This is a genomic window from Rhodococcus sp. WY5 (assembly GCF_018588185.1).
Classification (GTDB): Bacteria; Actinomycetota; Actinomycetes; order Mycobacteriales; family Mycobacteriaceae; genus Rhodococcus_F; species Rhodococcus_F qingshengii.
Genome location: NZ_JAAMPR010000003.1, coordinates 36,368 through 51,050, shown reverse-complemented (window position 1 = coordinate 51,050; position 14,683 = coordinate 36,368). Strand labels below are relative to the sequence as shown.

Below are 14,683 nucleotides of genomic sequence, written 5' to 3'. Positions count from 1 at the left end.
GAGTCGATGCTGGTTACGACGTTTCAGCGATCGATGGAACGTGACTCGGCGGCTGCGCCTGTGCGGTCGAGTTGCCGACGCAGCTCGAGGTTCTCACCGTGAGCCTGTTCGAGAGCGTCCCGCAGCGCGAGCACTTCGGTGCGGTGTTGCTTTTTCAGGTCGGTGATCTGCCGGCTGAGCACTCGGACGAGAGTGCTCTCCGAGTCCGCGGTGGGGATGTCGGTGCCGACCGGCGGAGTGGTCTCGGCGCGCAGTCGTTCGATGCGTGGTCGTAGTTCGGGGTGGTTGTAGAGGAAGGCATGGGAGACACCGGCCTCGCGTTGAACGGCCTGGAAGGTGATGCGCTCACCACGTTTGATGAGGCGTCGGATGGCCTGCTCGGCATCGGCGGTCTTGCGGACGGATTTGGCTTTGGCGGCAGCGATCAGGGCGGCAGTGCGGGCTGCTCGTGGGGTGGTCACGGTTGTGTCCTTGGGGTGGGCAGGGGCAGCGGGATCGGTCCGGCGACGGCGGGCCGGGAGCAGCAGCTGCCGGCGGTGCGCTCGGGCTCGGGTGGCAGTGCGTCGAGCAGCCGGGTCAGCGCCTGCTGTTCGGTGCGGCGGTGGGTGAGCCAGATGTTGTCGTCGGGCATCGGTCGGCCGTGTGTGTCCTCGAATTCTGTTGTGGTGCGGTTGATCAGCTCGGTGGTGTCGTCGAGCTGACGTTGCAGGACGGTTCGGTGGGTGGCGTCGGTGACGAAGACCGAACAGGTCAGGCAGGCGTTGCCCTTGTCGCAGGTCTGCAGCGGCGGCAACAGGCACCATCCGTGGGGCAGACGTCGATCGGCTCGGTCGAACAGGTGCAGGCTGTCGTGGTCGTCGCGGGAGAACTGGATCCGGGTGCCGTCGGCCTTCAACTTCACCGTCGCCAGGAATGCTTGTTCGGCGTGCTGTTGTCGGGCGGCGATGTAGTGCATGGTCATCGTCGGAGTGGCATGGCCGGCATAGCGTTGCAGCACGTGGATCGGCAGGCCGAGCTCGGCCAGGCGAGTGAAGCGGGTGTGGCGGAACCGGTGGGTGTGGCTGAGCCGGACCGGCCGGTCGCGGCTGTCGGTGATCTGCACTCGGTCGCTGAACTCGCGCAGCACCCAGGCGTAGGTGCCCGGTGGATAGGGTTTGCCGCCGGTGCGGTTGCCGTTGCGCTGGACGAACAGAAACCGCGGTTCGTGGTCGGGGAACTTGCCTGTCACCCAGCGTTGCTGCTCGCCGATGATCTCGGCGACCTGACGATCGACGAGGATGGTGTCCGGTGCGCTGTCGATCTTCGTTTGTGCGTAGTGGAATCGGGTGATCTGCTCGCCGGGGACCGCGGAGGCCGGTGGCGCGGACAGGCAGTCGAAACGGCAGGTGCGGATCTCACTGGCGCGGCGACCGGTGAGGATCTGCAGCAGGATCATCCGCATGGCCTGCGGATCGTCGAAACCGTCGGCCGCCACGGATGTGCCACCGTCACCGCTGATGAGCATCTGCTGGTCGCGGGGCAGGCCGAGCAGCGGCAACGCCGCCAGGATCTGGCTCATGGCGTGGTCGTCGACGTAGTGGGCGTCGTTGATCTCGCGGGTGTGTTTGATGCGGGTGACCTGCCGCAACCAGCCGGCGGCGTGCGCCTCGGTCACCGGTGACCACGGTGCGGTGTCGAGCAGCCGAGGGGCGGCGGCGCGGTTGCCGGCAACGAACGCGAACAGCTCACCGACTGCGCGCAGATCGTCGTTGATCTGCCGGGGATGCACCGATCTGTCGGCGAAGCGGCGGTCGTTGTTGCGCAGCAGCCGGTTTGCAGGGTCGGTGTCCCACCTCCGGAACGTCGCTGCGTGGACGCTCGCGTCGGTGGGGTCACCGAGAACCCGCAGCGGATCGTCGATAGTGCTCAGCCACCGATCGAATCGGGTCAGGCATTTGATCCGTTCCTGACTGACCGTCGACCATCGCAAGGTCCCGGCTTCGAGGGCGGTCCCCAGCTGCCATTTCGCGGCCTCCCGCAGCCAACGATGATGGATCTGTCCGGGTGAACATCCGTAGTTGCCCTGCGGTTCCCGCTCTGTCAGCGGAATCCGCGGATCGCAGCGGGGGTGCCAGTCGTCGAGTTGCCACCAGTGCCCGTCGTGACAACGCGCCACCAGCGCCAAGCGCGCGAACCGGAACAGCACACGCAGCCGGGCGATGCTGCCGTGTGGCGGGAGCCGTCCCCACCGGGTGGCATAGAACCAGCGTTGCAGCGCAGCAGCTTGATCCCAGTCCATCGCCCGGATCGACGGCGGGAACGGATGCCGGTCACCGATCGCTCGTCGGATGATGTTGGCCAGTTGGTTGGTCGCCAAGACCGAGGATCGGGTGCCGTCGCGTGCCTGCCAGTGCGCCATCCAGGCCAGCTCGGCGGCGATCGTCTCCGGCAGATCGTGCAGCCGGATCCGGGCCGAGTCGTTCTCGGTGATCTTGTCCCAGTTCTCGACCTCGGGTCCGATGATCGGTCCGCGCCATTGGGGCGGAAGCTCGTGCCAGAGTCGCCAGATCGGATCTGCGGTCTCGATGCGACCCGGGAAAGGTGGCCGGGGCCCGGTCATTGCCTCGCCTGCCGGTCGGACGCATGCGCCGGCCAGTTCGCCGCGGTCTGTAACGCGTCGTCCTCGCGAACCCAGCCGTAGAGGTCCAGCGTTGTTTGGACATGGGCATGGCCGAGGCGACGGGTGACCACCCACTCCGGTGTTCCCGCCAGTAGCAGGGCGGTGGCGTGACTGTGCCGGAACCAGTGCGGAGTCCAGTCGTCGGATCCGATGCCCTTGCGCCGCAATGCAACAACCTTGTCCCGAACCGTTCCTTCCCGCAACGGTGACAGGAACGGAGGCCGGTCCAGATTCACCAGCAACGGCGACTCGAGTCCCAGCGGCAGTCCCAGGTCGGTGGCCCGGCAGGCGAGGTGGGTCAGATAGTCGGCGAACAACCGTTCCAGATCGGCGCCGACATGCACCCGCCGCGGCCGCATCATCTTCACCCGCGCCCCGTTCGCGTTGTCCTCCCGGGGCACGATCTCCACGAACGCCGTCCCGCCCCGGCCCATCGCGAAGTCCCCGATCCGCAATCCCAACGCCTCACCCAACCGCATCCCCGTCTCGGCCAACAACGCGAACAGAAACCGGTCCCGCAGGTTCCCCGTCCAGTCCCCGGTGGTGGGGTCGAGTACGGCGCAGGCATCCAAAATCTGCTCGATCTGCGCCGGCAACAGCACCGGTGGCCGGCCACCACGGCGATGGCTGCGCACCCGCACCAACGACGAGGGCCGCGGGGCTGATCGGGCATCGAGATGCGCGAGCAGCGCCCGCGCAGGCATCCGCCGCGCCGGTCCCCGCAGCAGCCTCCCCGCGACCGGGACACCGAAAACTGCTTCCTGCCAACGGTAGAACGACACCACTGCCGCCAGGCGTGCCTCCATCGTCGAGGGTGCCGGCATGTGTTGCGGTGCAATCACACTGTGTTCGACGGTCCGGCCGTTGCGTAGCCATGACAGGAACCCACTGACTGTGGGGACGCCGATGTCTTGCCACCGGTCGGCTTCGCCGCGTTGTTCGAGGAACGTCCACCATTGCGCCAGCGAGGTCGCATACCCGCGCACCGTGTTCGGCGACCACAGGTGCCGATGCGCTTCGAGCCACTGCTCGATCGGTGCGACGGTCCGATACGAGCCGTCGATCACCGTCCATGTCCGGCGCCCACCAGGCGGCCGTACTGCCACACAGTAGGCCACAGCTTCGCTCCTGACGTTGTTGCGCTCCCGGCGATAACCTGGCAACAACGATCACAGAGCAAGGTCAACACAGGTCGTCGGAGACGTTGCTGAGAGTCGACGAACACCCGTCGATAACGTCCGGAACCGGCAAGACCCACTTCGTCGAGGCACTCGCGCATGCGGTCATCGACGCCGGGATGCGGGTGTCCTGGTTCAGTCTCGAATCATTGACCGCCGCGATCGGGCGGGCCGCGGTCGACGGATCGATCACCAAGACCATCACTCGCATCACCCGGGCCGAGTTGATCGTCGTCGACGACATCGGGATGCTGCCGTCCGGTCAGGCCGCCGCCGAGGCGTTCTACCGTCTCGTCGACGCCGCCTACGAACGGCGCAGCGTGGTGGTCACCAGCAATCTTCACCCCTCCGGCTTCGACACGATCATGCCGAAAACCCTCGCCACCGCCGCCGTCGACCGGCTGCTGCACCACGCCCATGTGGTGATCACCGAGGGCACCTCGCTGCGACTGCAGGACGCCACCGCCGGACGCGGGGTGATGCCCTTGGCCTGACCAGGTGCGGGAGATCAGCTGACCGCCGACAGGGAGATCAGCTGTCCGCACACAGGGACACCACCTGTCCGCCTACAGGGACGCCCTCATGTCCCTTGACACTGGTATGCCTGCACCGAGGAAGTACGACACCGAGACCCGGTAGCGTGCTGTCCGGATGTATCGGGACCTGATCCGTGAGTCCGGAGACTCGAAACTGGGAGCCCGCCGCCACGTCGGCGAGCTGCTTGCCATCAAGCCGGCGACGCGGCGGAACTGGATCGAGGACGCCGACCGATCCGACACACCCGCCACGCCGGTGTCGGGTGAACGAGACGACGACGAGATTCGCTGCCGCCGCAGGAAGGTCGCCGAATTGCACAGGGCCAAAGATATTTTGATGCCAACCCGAGCCAGGACAGGCCCTCGAGATGATCGAGTCTGAGACCGGTTTTCAGCTCCCGATAGTCGTGTTCGCTGCGCCAGCGGATCTTGGCCAGACGCACCAATTCCGACAGGGGTGCATCCTCGGGCAGGGCCGCCAACCAAAAGTTGGCCCGCGCATCATCTCGCAGCTGGGCCGGGTGCCCAGGAGGCCGATGGATCCGGTGACCCAAGGCATTTCGTCGGACACCACGTCTTCACCCAGCAGCGCTTCGGCGGCTCCGGCGCCGAGAGTGTCTGCGACCTGCTCGATTTCCCGGTGGCCCCCGCGCGCGCCGAGGACGTTGGGAAGTTGTTCCGGCACCGTCACGATCTGCACGTGGTCGCCGGCGACGTCCTTGTAGAGGCGGCAGCCCGCGGCATCGTCATGGTGTCATCGACCCCGGCGACGGATGCTGCCGCAATACCCACCAGGGCGCGCGCGACCCACGGCACCGCACCGACCTGCATATCGAATGCTCTTGTGCGGCTGCGAGCCCGGGCCCCGGTGTTCACATCGGCCGGGTGGGCCCGGTGCTGTAGGGGAGGAATCGCACGGCGACGGTGAGCGTTGCCGCGCCCACGGTCGCGATCCACAGCGCGTGCAGACCGAATACGCGGTGGGCGAGTGCGCCGAGAGTGGCCCCGGACACGAGCCCGGCCCACAGTCCCAGGTAGGGCAGCCAGGTCCACCGGGGTCCTCCGAACATCGCTGCGGCGAGACGCTGTCCGATCTTGACCAGTGCGCCGGTCATGTAGGTCAGCGCCACGCTGGTTTCGCCGTCGCGCCGGAACACGTTGTTCTCCGCACCCATCGCCAGCGTCATGGCGACGACCGCCACCGGTGTCCAGCCGAGCCCCGCGGCCACCGCACCGACGAACAGCAGTGTGGACACCGCGGCCAGAACGGACGTTTTTCGGGTGCGGCGGTCCGGGCCGGTGGCTTCCGCGACGACGCCGCCGAGCACGACGCCGAGGAGGAACAGTCCGATGATCCCCGCGACGAGTGCGGCTTGCGACCAGTTGACGTCGGCGATGCCCACGCTCATGCGGGTGGAATTGCCGCTCATGAACGAGACGAACACACCGCCGAGGGTGACGAAACCGAGCGCGTCGACGAACCCCGCGAGGGCGGGCAGGGCGATTGCCAACCCCTGGAGTTTCCGTCCGTATCCGACCACGCTCGAATGCTGGTGACTCGGCAGGGATGAGGCACACGACACCGCCGATTCCGCGTTCCCGAAGCCTGATCGAGCCGGGATTCGCCGGGGGGTGCCCACTGAGGATCGACGAGCATCCCCGTTCGGCCAACGGGGCGCTCTTCTGTTGCAGCAGAATCTCTTTCGATCATTCCGCGGATGGAGGGCAGCCTCGGCGGCGAGGTCGCGCAGTCCGCGTTCGGTCGGTGCCTCGTCGCCGGGGTCGACCCCGCGGACGGTTGGCCCCGCAGGTGCGCCACGCGGCCCCGCGTTGGGGTCGCGCTAGCCCCGGGGCGCGCGCCCCTGTTCGGGGGCGGCGGAATCGACTTCCGTTGAATGGAAAAGCTCCGTTGTGATGGCCATCACCCGGTGGTCTAATTCGGGAACCCCAACGCAGCGCGCGTCGGCCCCCATCCGAAGGAGTCATCAGGTGCCTAGCCTTGAGCGGTCGCAGTGGTACGACCTCACGCGAGACATGAACTGGACATTCACCTACGTTGATGAAAAGGACGTCTTCCCCGAGGAGCTTTCCAACAGTTATGGCGTCGCCGCCGAAGACTGGTGGACCTGGGACGAACCCTACAAGGTGACGTACACCGAGTACGTCCACAATCAGTTCGGCAAGGACTCCTCGGTCTACGCCGTCAACGCGGTCATCGGCCGTTCCAAAATCTTCGAGTCCCTCGACCCGGGCTGGAAGTCGGCGATCCTCGCCCACTACGGCGCCATCGCGGTCCCCGAGTACTCCGCCGGCATCGGCGAGTCCCGTATGGGACGCTTCGGCCGTGCCGCCGCGTGGCGCAACATGGCGATGTACGGCACGCTCGACGAGACCCGCCACGGCCAGATCCAGACGTACTTCCCGTACGGCCTGCTGGCGAAGGAGCCGCGAGCGGACTGGGCCCACAAGGCCCTCCACACCAACGAGTGGGGAGCGCTCGCCGCCCGCAGCCTGTTCGACGACATGTTCACCGCCAACGACGCGGTGTCCACCGCGATCCAGCTGACCTTCACCTTCGAGACCGGCTTCACCAACCTGCAGTTCCTGGGCATGGCAGCCGACGCGATGAGAGTCGGCGACGTGGACTTCGGCTCGCTCATCTCCTCGATCCAGACCGACGAGGCGCGGCACTCCCAACAGGGCGAGCCGACAGTGAAGATACTCATCGAGCAGGGCCACAAGGACGTCGCCCAGAAGCTGGTCGACCACATGTTCTGGCGCTCGTGGAAGGTCTTCGCGCTGCTGACCGGACTGTCGATGGACTACTACACCCCACTGGAGCACCGCGCCCACTCCTTCAAGGAGTTCATGAGCGAGTTCATCGTCAAGCAGTTCCTGGAGCAGTTCCGCGACTTCGGCCTGGAGAAGCCGTGGTACTGGGACGAATACTTCCTGCCGGAACTCGACTGGCTGCACCACGCCTACCACCTCGGGGTCTACAACTGGCGGCCGACGGTCTGGTGGAACCCCGACGCCGGCGTCGCGCCGGAGGAGCGGGACTATCTGGAGCAGAAGTACCCGGGCTGGAACGAGAACTTCGGACGGCACTGGGACGTCATGGGCGACAACATCCGGGCGGGCAAGCCGGAAGCGACGCTGCCCGAGACCCTGCCGATGATCTGCAACATGTGCCACATCCCGATCTGCACGCCGGCCGGCTTCAACGCGGGCAAACTCGACAGCCCGCTGCCGCAGACGCTGATCCACGAGGGACGCCAGTACAACTTCTGCTCGGTGCCCTGCAAGTGGATCTTCGAGGAGTCCCCGGACCGGTTCAAGGGGCACACCAGCCTGATCGACCGGTTCCTCGGCGGCGAGATCCAGCCGCCCGACCTGGGCGGTGCGCTCGCCTACATGAGCCTCTCGCCCGAGGAATGCGGCCAAGACGCGACCAACTACGAATGGGCCGCCGAGGCCTACGTGCCCGGCAAGTTGCCTGTCGGCGCGGACAAGTGAGGGAGAACGGAACATGGCACTTTTCCCGTTGCAGGGCATGTTCGACGGTGACTTCGTCCTCATGCTGGTCCCGGTCGACGACCAGGACACCATGACGCAGGTCGCCGAGAAGGTGGCCTACCACGCGGTCGGACATCGCGTCCCCGCCCAGGACCGTCCGATGCAGGTCCGCCACAAATCTGCCCCCGTCGCGCCGGACGCCACCGTGACCAGCGCCGGCTTCGGCCCGATGGACGTCGTGGAAGTGGGGTATGTGTGATGGCCGAGATGAAGGTCGCCGCAGACGTCGACATCAAGTGGGTCGAGGTTCCCGAGGCGCAGGACATCTGGGAGGGCGACATCGTCGACGCCGAGGTTGAGGGTGAGCAGGTCATCATCGTGCACCACCTCGACGGCACGTACGCAGCCTTCCAGGGCCTCTGTCCGCACCAGGAGGTGCTCCTGGCCGACGGCACGTGGGACGAGATCACCTGTGTGCTCGCTTGCCCGGGCCACCTCTGGGAGTTCGACATGCAGGCTGGCAACGGCATCAACCCGAAGGGCTCGACGCTGTACCGCTACCCGGTCGAGGCGAACGACGGAATCATCCGCATCGGGATCCCGCAGGACGGCCAAACCCACTACCTCAAGTCCTACGAGAGCTGAAGGCCAACCCTATGACCAACACCCACAGTGCCGCCAAGCTGGTCGGCCCGGTGATCCGAGGCTTCGACCCCGCCCTAGCCGAGGCCGTGATGGCCGCCGTCGAGCGGGACAACCCCGATCTGCCGGTGACCATCGACGACCAGGGCGGCTACGTCCGGATCCACACTCCCGGCCGGTGCGTGCTCACGCGAGCCACCCTGGAGGACGAGCTGGGCTACACCTACCCGATAACGCAGCTCGAGCAGGCGCTGGCCTCGTTCTCGGGCCGCGTCCTCACCTCCGACGACAGCATCGAGTGGTACCTGGAGAGGACCAACTGATATGACCACCAACACCCCTGCTAGCCGCCCCAAGCCGCGCACCTGGAGCCAGTTCGGCGAAGTGAAGCGCAAGCCCACGCCGTACGAGGTCGTCACCGGCAAGTTCCACTACCACTTCCGTCGCGAGCCGGCTCCCTTCGAGCTCGACCCGACGACACCGATCAACACCTGGTACCTGAATAACCGTGAAGGCTCGCCGCTCCAGGTCGACGACTGGGAGGCGTTCCGTGACCCCTACAAGCTCACCTACCGCGACTACGTCGCGATGCAGCACGAGCGCGAGCTCTACGTCGACGCGCTGGTGGACCGATCGGAGACCAGTGGCCTTGTCGCCGGCTTGGACCCGGCGTGGGTCGCCACCCTCGAGGACGTCTTCGTTCCGCTGCGGTTCCCGATCCACGTGCTGCAGATGGTGAGCCTCTACGTCGGCCAGATGGCCCCGTCGTCCTACATCACGAACTGTGCCCATTTCCAGGCCGCTGACGAGATGCGGCGGATCCAGCGGATCGCCTACTGGACCAAGGCGCTCGCCAACAGCCACGGTGACCACATCGCAGAGTCCGCACGGAGTCGGGAGATCTGGCAGTCCGACCCCGCCTGGCAGCCGCTGCGCAAGGCACTCGAGACCCTTCTGATCAGCTACGACTGGGGCGAGGCCTTCACGGCCCTCTGCGTGGTCATCAAGCCCACGATGGACACGCTCTTCAACGACTGTCTGAGCGACCTCGCAGCACAGAACGGCGACAGCTTCGTCGCCGAGCTGGCCGCGGAGTTCGCCCGCGACTCGGCCCGCAGCCGGGACTGGACGCAGGCCCTGACGAGCTACGCGCTCGAGCGGGACCCGTCGCTGTCCGAGGTGTTCGAGGGCTGGGTCTCGAAGTGGGTTGCCCTCGCCGACGAGGCGGTCGCCGCTCTGGCTCCGGTCTTGGGCAAGGCCCCGGTCCCGCTTGATCCGGTGGCAGTCGTGAAGAGGGCTGGGGCGACCCGCGATGAGTTCATCGTTGGCACCGCCATCTGACTCGGCGGCACCGTCGCCGCAGCGGTCGCCGGTGATCCCCCAGGCGGGTGCGTCGCCGCGCGGTGCCCGGTTCGCCGCCGAGCTTCCCGGGCACTACCGCGTGACCGTCGAGCCGTCGGGTGATTCGTTCGTTGTCCAGCCAGGCGAGAATATCCTCGCCGCGGGTCGCCGCGCGGGCGTCTGGCTGCCCTTCGAGTGCGGCTGGGGCTCATGCGGGACGTGCAAGGCGACCCTGATCTCCGGGGAGGTCGAGCTGCTCTTCCCCGATGCCCCGGCCATTGACCCCCGGGACGACCGACGGCGCCGCAAGCTGACCTGTCAGACCACCACCGCCACCAACGTCACGCTCAAGGTCACTCGGCTGGGTCCCTTCGAGGAGCGTCCGACGACCGACCGCGTCGCGCAGCTGGTGGACAAGCGTGAGCTGGGTCCCGGCATCTGCTCGTTCACCTTCGCGCTCGATGCACCGGCCGACTTCCGTCCGGGGCAGTACGCGATCCTCGAGCTGGGCCCGGATCTGCGGCGCTGCTACTCGATGGACGCCGGGCCGGGGGACGAAATCACGTTCGTCGCCAAGCACTACGAAGGCCGGCCGGGGAGCTCTGCCCTGCATGCGCTGAAGGTCGGGGTATCGGTGCCGATCGCGATTCCCTTCGGTGGCATGTGGCTGCGCGACGACAATTCGAGCACGATCCTGATCGCGGGCGGTACCGGCGTGGCTCCGGTGCTGTCACTGGTCCGGCACATGGCCGAGCAGCGGCGTACCCATCCAGTCACGGTTCTGTACGGCGCCAACACGCCCGAGGAACTGGTCTGCCTGGACGAGCTCGCGGCCGCGGTCGCGCAACTGCCCGAAGGGGAGCTCGTGCCGGTAGTCGCGCAGGCCGATGACACCTGGGAGGGCTGTCGCGGCTTCGCGACCACCCCACTGGGTGAGATCGCCACACCGGCGCACCGCTACTACCTGGCCGGGCCCCCGCCAATGGTCGACGCGACGATGGCGGTACTCCGCGAGTGTGGCGCAGGCCTGGACCGGATCCACGTGGACAAGTTCGGCTGATCCACCCGAACCCTGTCGCGAAGGGGCCACGACAGCTCTCGGCTGTCGTGGCCCCTTCGCGTGTGCCGCGGGAGCGGCCTGGGGCCGGACCGTGGCCAGCGTTGACGGCATGGAATCTGTTGTCGTGCAAAATTATCCGTGCACAGGGTGGCGTCGGGACCGGATCGGCGGACCCGGTGGACCGTCGAGCCGATCGACAGGGTCCGGTCGATCACCGGGCGGCGCCGCGGTCGCAGGAGCCGGTCGCTCCGGCGAGCCGGCGATCGTGGGAAAGGGGGCGGCCCCTCCTGCCGTCGGGAGACGGCAGGAGGGGCCGGATCGTCATTGCCCACTCACATTGGGGGAGAACGCGCTTCAGTCGCGTCGGTGGATCGATTTGTAGGTGACGTACTGCATGAGCCCCTCGACGCCGTACTCGACACCGAGGCCGGAGTCGTGCCGTCCGCCGAACGGCGCGGCGTGGTTGGACGCGAAGAAGTTGATCCCGACGGACCCGGTGTCCATCTGCTCGGCGACCGCCTGAGCGCGGTCGGTGTCGCGGCCGAAAACGATGCCGCCCAGGCCGAAATGCGTCGAGTTCGCGATGTCGATCGCTTCGTCGACGTCGTCGTAGCGCAGGATGGTCACGACGGGCCCGAAGATCTCCTCGCGGGCCACCCTCATCTGTGGGGTGACATCGGCCAGCACGGTCGGCTCGATGAAGTACCCGGGACTTCCTGGGCGCGCGTGGCCGCCCGTGGTGACGCGGGCGCCCTCCTCGCGTGCGGAATCGAGGAAGCCCGAGACGACCTCCCACTGTCGCTTGTTGGCCATCGGGCCGAAGACGGTGCCCGGGTCGAAGGGGTCGCCCTGGGGAGCGGCCCGGACCGTGCGGGTGACCGCCTCGACGACCTCGTCGTAGCGCGCAGCCGGCGCCAGGATCCGGGTCGAGATGTAGCAGGTCTGGCCGGTGTTGCGCATGCAGGACCTGATCAGGACCTCGGAGAAGGCGGCGAGGTCGGCGTCCTCGAGGACGATCGCGGCCGACTTGCCGCCCAGTTCGAGGGTGACCGGCCGGAGCAGCTCCCCGCAGGCAGCAGCGATCCGGCGTCCTACGCCCGTCGACCCGGTGAAGGCCACCTTGTTGATGCCCGGGTGCCGTACCAGCGCATCGCCCACTCGTCCGTCGCCGGTGATGAGGTTGACCACACCCGCCGGGATGCCGGCGGCGGCAGCGGCCTCGACGATGTACCGGATGGACAGCGGGGTCGTCTCGGCTGGCTTGATCACGACCGTGCAGCCCGCCAGAAGCGCAGGGGCCAGCTTGGTCACGACGAGGTTGATCGGAAAGTTCCACGGTGCGATGAGGGCGCAGACACCGATCGGATCCCGCCGGACGACGGTCGCGCCCCCGCCGCCGGGGAACAGCCGGCGATCCTCTCCGTCGAGGACCCCGGCGAGCCCGGCGACGTGGCGTAGGATGCCGGCCGCGTTCGCCGCGGCACCGGACGTCTCGGCCACCGGCGAGCCGTTCTCGCGGGTGTTCGTGACCGAGATCAGCTCCGCCCGCTTCTCGACCTCGTCGGCCATGCGGAGCAGCAGATCGGCGCGCTCGGCGGCGGTGAGCCGCGGCCAGGGGCCCGAGTCGAACGCGTCGCGGGCGGAGCCGACAGCGGCATCGAGGTCGGCTGCGGACGCCTGCGGGATGCTGCCCCACTCCTCGCCGGTCGCCGGGTCGACGACCGGTAGTCGTTCCGGCGAACCGGACGGTGTCCAGTTGCCGCCGAGGAACAGGTCGTCGACGTGGGTGAAGGTGACGGCCACGGTCATCGGATCACGTCGGTCTTCAGGAGGGCCTCGGATCGGTCGAGACTGGCCACGGCCATCTCGACGGCGGCCTGCGTGAGCAGCTCGGGGATGATCTCGCTGCGCAGCCTGCTGCAGTAGGTGGCCGGGTCCATGTTGAACCAGCCCGCGGCGAGCGCGATGCCGACGTGGTCGAAGCGCCACAGCCGGTCGGCGTCCCGCACCAGGGCGTCTTCGAGGGAGTACGCCTCCTTGCGGGTGTCGTGGCCGTCGATGATGGCCACGACCTCCTCGACGAATTCCTCGTCGTACCCCAGCGGCGGGAGCACCTCGCGAGCGATCTCGCATCCCTGCTTCTCGTGCTCGAACCGGATCGCGGCCTTGCGCCAGTCGCCGGAGAAGCCTTCGCTGAGGATCCGGCTCTCGTCGACCCGGCCCCACCCGGCGTCGTGCAGCACGATCGCGACCCGCACCAGCAGCGCGTCCGCTTCGGGGTGGGCGGCTACCAGCCGCTCGGCGAAGGCGAGCGACACGGGGAGGTGAATGTCGTTCGAGCGGGCCCGGGTCTCCGGCACGATCGACGCCCAGATCGGGTCGAGTTCGGCGCCGGACGCCGGACTCAGGGCGATCGGTGAAGTGTCGATCGTCCCGGAGGGGGCGATCGGCGTGGGCGGGAGCGGATGGGTCGTCATGCGTGCTTTCCTTCGAGTGCCGCGGTCAGGATCGGTTTGAGGGGGACGGTCGGGTCAGCGACCTGATCGGCAGGGAGATCGACCTGGGCACCGAGGGCCTGCTTGACCATCATGAAGTCGAGCGGCACGTTGACGCAGTCGGCTGCGATCAGCCGTCCCTGGCGGTAGTACAGAACCGAGTGCTTGGTGGGGTCGGCCGGGCTGCGGTCGACGACCTGGTCGTGATCGGTCGACAGGCCCGCGATCTGGAGCTTGAGGTCGCCCTGGTTGGACCAGAACCACGGAACGCCGGCGTACTCGGACTGGCGTCCCATGGCGGCGTAGGCCGCGACCTTGGCCTGCTCGATGGCATGGTTGACGCTCTCGAACCGCACCCGGGCGCCCTCGAGCGCACCCGGGACGGGATTGGGGAGGTTGGCGCAGTCCCCGACGGCCAGGGTGTGCCCGTCGGAGGCGGTGGCGTAGCGATCCACGACGATGCCGTTGTCGACATCGAGCCCGAGTTGCTCGGCAAGGTCGGTGTTGGGGACGACCCCGATGCCGACGAGGACGATGTCCGCCGGGAGCACCTCGGTGCCGATGTCGACCCCGGTGACGCGGCCGTCGGCGCCGACGATGGCCTCCACCCCGGTGCCGAGGCGGATGTCGATGCCGCGGCTGCGGTGGTGGTCGGCGAGGAACGCGGAGGTCTGCTCGCCGACGGCGCGAGCCACGAGCCGGTCGGCGTACTCGACGAGCGTGACCTTCTTGCCGAGGGTGTGCAGGCTGGCCGCGGCCTCGATGCCGATGAAGCCGCCGCCGATCACCACGACCCGCTGCGCGTGCGGTGCTCGTGCCTTCAGCTCGAGGGCGTCGTCGGCGTTGCGCAGATAGAGCACGCCGTCGAGGCCGGCCCCCGGGAGATCGAGCCGGCGCGCCCGGGCCCCGACCGTGAGGGCGAGACGGTCGAAGGCGAAGGTGCGGCCGCCGGCGGTGTGCGCCGTGCCCGAGCCGTCCGGGTCCGTGCGCACCTTCTCGATGAATTCCCCCTTGACGACGTCGATGTCGTGCTCGCGCCAGTAGTCCTCGCTGCGGAAGATCAGCGACTCCTTGGTGATCTTGTCCTGCAGGAACTCCTTGGACAGCGCCGGCCGCTGGTAGGGCCGGTGGTTTTCGTCGCCGAGCAGCGTCACCGGATCGGTGAAGCCCAGCGCGCGCAGCGAGACCGCGAGCTGCACCCCGGCCTGGGAGGAGCCGACGATGAGGAGCCCGTTCCTCGGGCGATTGCCGGTCAT

13 protein-coding genes and 3 pseudogenes are annotated in these 14,683 nt (G+C 67.7%); 7 read left to right on the top strand and 9 right to left on the bottom strand.

Annotated features, from left to right (window positions below; translation table 11 throughout):
• Positions 1-23: 23 nt before the first annotated feature.
• The 3 genes from G4D79_RS30780 to G4D79_RS30770 are packed head-to-tail and all read right to left on the bottom strand — an operon-like array spanning position 24 to position 3,777.
• Complete coding sequence (locus tag G4D79_RS30780) at positions 24-461, bottom strand: DUF6262 family protein (RefSeq protein WP_118605615.1); 438 nt, start codon at positions 459-461, stop codon at positions 24-26.
• On the bottom strand, positions 458-2,599 hold the full coding sequence (locus G4D79_RS30775; protein ID WP_118605618.1) for a tyrosine-type recombinase/integrase: 2,142 nt from the start codon (positions 2,597-2,599) through the stop codon (positions 458-460). Before G4D79_RS30775 ends, G4D79_RS30780 begins: the two co-directional genes overlap by 4 nt.
• Entirely contained in the window at positions 2,596-3,777 is a 1,182-nt protein-coding gene (locus tag G4D79_RS30770; protein ID WP_118605621.1) for a tyrosine-type recombinase/integrase, read from the bottom strand. The genes G4D79_RS30775 and G4D79_RS30770 overlap by 4 nt, the downstream gene beginning before the upstream one ends.
• A 119-nt stretch (positions 3,778-3,896) precedes the next feature.
• On the opposite strand from G4D79_RS30770, the pseudogene G4D79_RS30765 reads away from it, so the two are divergent.
• Positions 3,897-4,331 (top strand): annotated as a pseudogene (locus G4D79_RS30765) (ATP-binding protein); the annotation flags it as partial.
• Positions 4,332-4,701: 370 nt separating this feature from the next.
• On the opposite strand, the pseudogene G4D79_RS35490 reads toward G4D79_RS30765, so the two are convergent.
• The 3 genes and pseudogenes from G4D79_RS35490 to G4D79_RS30755 all read right to left on the bottom strand — a co-directional run.
• Positions 4,702-4,876 (bottom strand): annotated as a pseudogene (locus G4D79_RS35490) (IS701 family transposase); the annotation flags it as partial.
• Positions 4,870-5,100 (bottom strand): annotated as a pseudogene (locus G4D79_RS30760) (hypothetical protein); the annotation flags it as partial. The pseudogenes G4D79_RS35490 and G4D79_RS30760, both read right to left, overlap by 7 nt.
• 145 nt (positions 5,101-5,245) lie before the next feature.
• Positions 5,246-5,914 carry a YoaK family protein gene (locus G4D79_RS30755; protein ID WP_118605629.1) on the bottom strand — a complete coding sequence of 223 codons (669 nt, stop codon included), beginning with the start codon at positions 5,912-5,914 and terminating at the stop codon, positions 5,246-5,248.
• 448 nt (positions 5,915-6,362) lie between these two features.
• Between G4D79_RS30755 and G4D79_RS30750 the strand changes: the two genes are divergently transcribed.
• The 6 genes from G4D79_RS30750 to G4D79_RS30725 are packed head-to-tail and all read left to right on the top strand — an operon-like array spanning position 6,363 to position 10,932.
• A complete protein-coding gene (locus G4D79_RS30750; RefSeq protein ID WP_118605632.1) occupies positions 6,363-7,889 on the top strand; it encodes a YHS domain-containing protein in 1,527 nt (508 codons plus the stop codon).
• Positions 7,890-7,902: 13 nt separating this feature from the next.
• Positions 7,903-8,148 carry a toluene-4-monooxygenase system B family protein gene (locus G4D79_RS30745; protein ID WP_118605635.1) on the top strand — a complete coding sequence of 82 codons (246 nt, stop codon included), beginning with the start codon at positions 7,903-7,905 and terminating at the stop codon, positions 8,146-8,148.
• Positions 8,148-8,534: a Rieske 2Fe-2S domain-containing protein gene (locus G4D79_RS30740; protein ID WP_064080096.1), complete on the top strand. Its 387-nt coding sequence runs from the start codon at positions 8,148-8,150 to the stop codon at positions 8,532-8,534. The genes G4D79_RS30745 and G4D79_RS30740 overlap by 1 nt, the downstream gene beginning before the upstream one ends.
• A gap of 11 nt (positions 8,535-8,545) precedes the next feature.
• The gene (locus G4D79_RS30735) at positions 8,546-8,854 is read left to right on the top strand and encodes an MmoB/DmpM family protein (protein WP_005568703.1); all 309 of its coding nucleotides are present in this window, start codon (positions 8,546-8,548) and stop codon (positions 8,852-8,854) included.
• 1 nt (position 8,855) lies between these two features.
• Entirely contained in the window at positions 8,856-9,872 is a 1,017-nt protein-coding gene (locus G4D79_RS30730; RefSeq protein WP_064080097.1) for an aromatic/alkene monooxygenase hydroxylase subunit beta, read from the top strand.
• Positions 9,844-10,932: a 2Fe-2S iron-sulfur cluster binding domain-containing protein gene (locus G4D79_RS30725; protein WP_118605638.1), complete on the top strand. Its 1,089-nt coding sequence runs from the start codon at positions 9,844-9,846 to the stop codon at positions 10,930-10,932. Before G4D79_RS30730 ends, G4D79_RS30725 begins: the two co-directional genes overlap by 29 nt.
• Positions 10,933-11,286: 354 nt before the next feature.
• Here the strand turns inward: G4D79_RS30725 and G4D79_RS30720 are convergent, their stop codons facing one another.
• From G4D79_RS30720 to G4D79_RS30710, 3 genes are read right to left on the bottom strand one after another with little or no spacing between them, the layout of a single operon-like run.
• Positions 11,287-12,741, bottom strand: a complete 1,455-nt coding sequence (locus tag G4D79_RS30720) for an aldehyde dehydrogenase family protein (protein ID WP_118605641.1) — start codon at positions 12,739-12,741, stop codon at positions 11,287-11,289.
• Entirely contained in the window at positions 12,738-13,409 is a 672-nt protein-coding gene (locus G4D79_RS30715) for an HD domain-containing protein (RefSeq protein ID WP_118605644.1), read from the bottom strand. The genes G4D79_RS30720 and G4D79_RS30715 overlap by 4 nt, the downstream gene beginning before the upstream one ends.
• Positions 13,406-14,683 (bottom strand): NAD(P)/FAD-dependent oxidoreductase, encoded by a 1,278-nt coding sequence (locus G4D79_RS30710; protein WP_118605647.1) that lies wholly within the window; start codon positions 14,681-14,683, stop codon positions 13,406-13,408. The genes G4D79_RS30715 and G4D79_RS30710 overlap by 4 nt, the downstream gene beginning before the upstream one ends.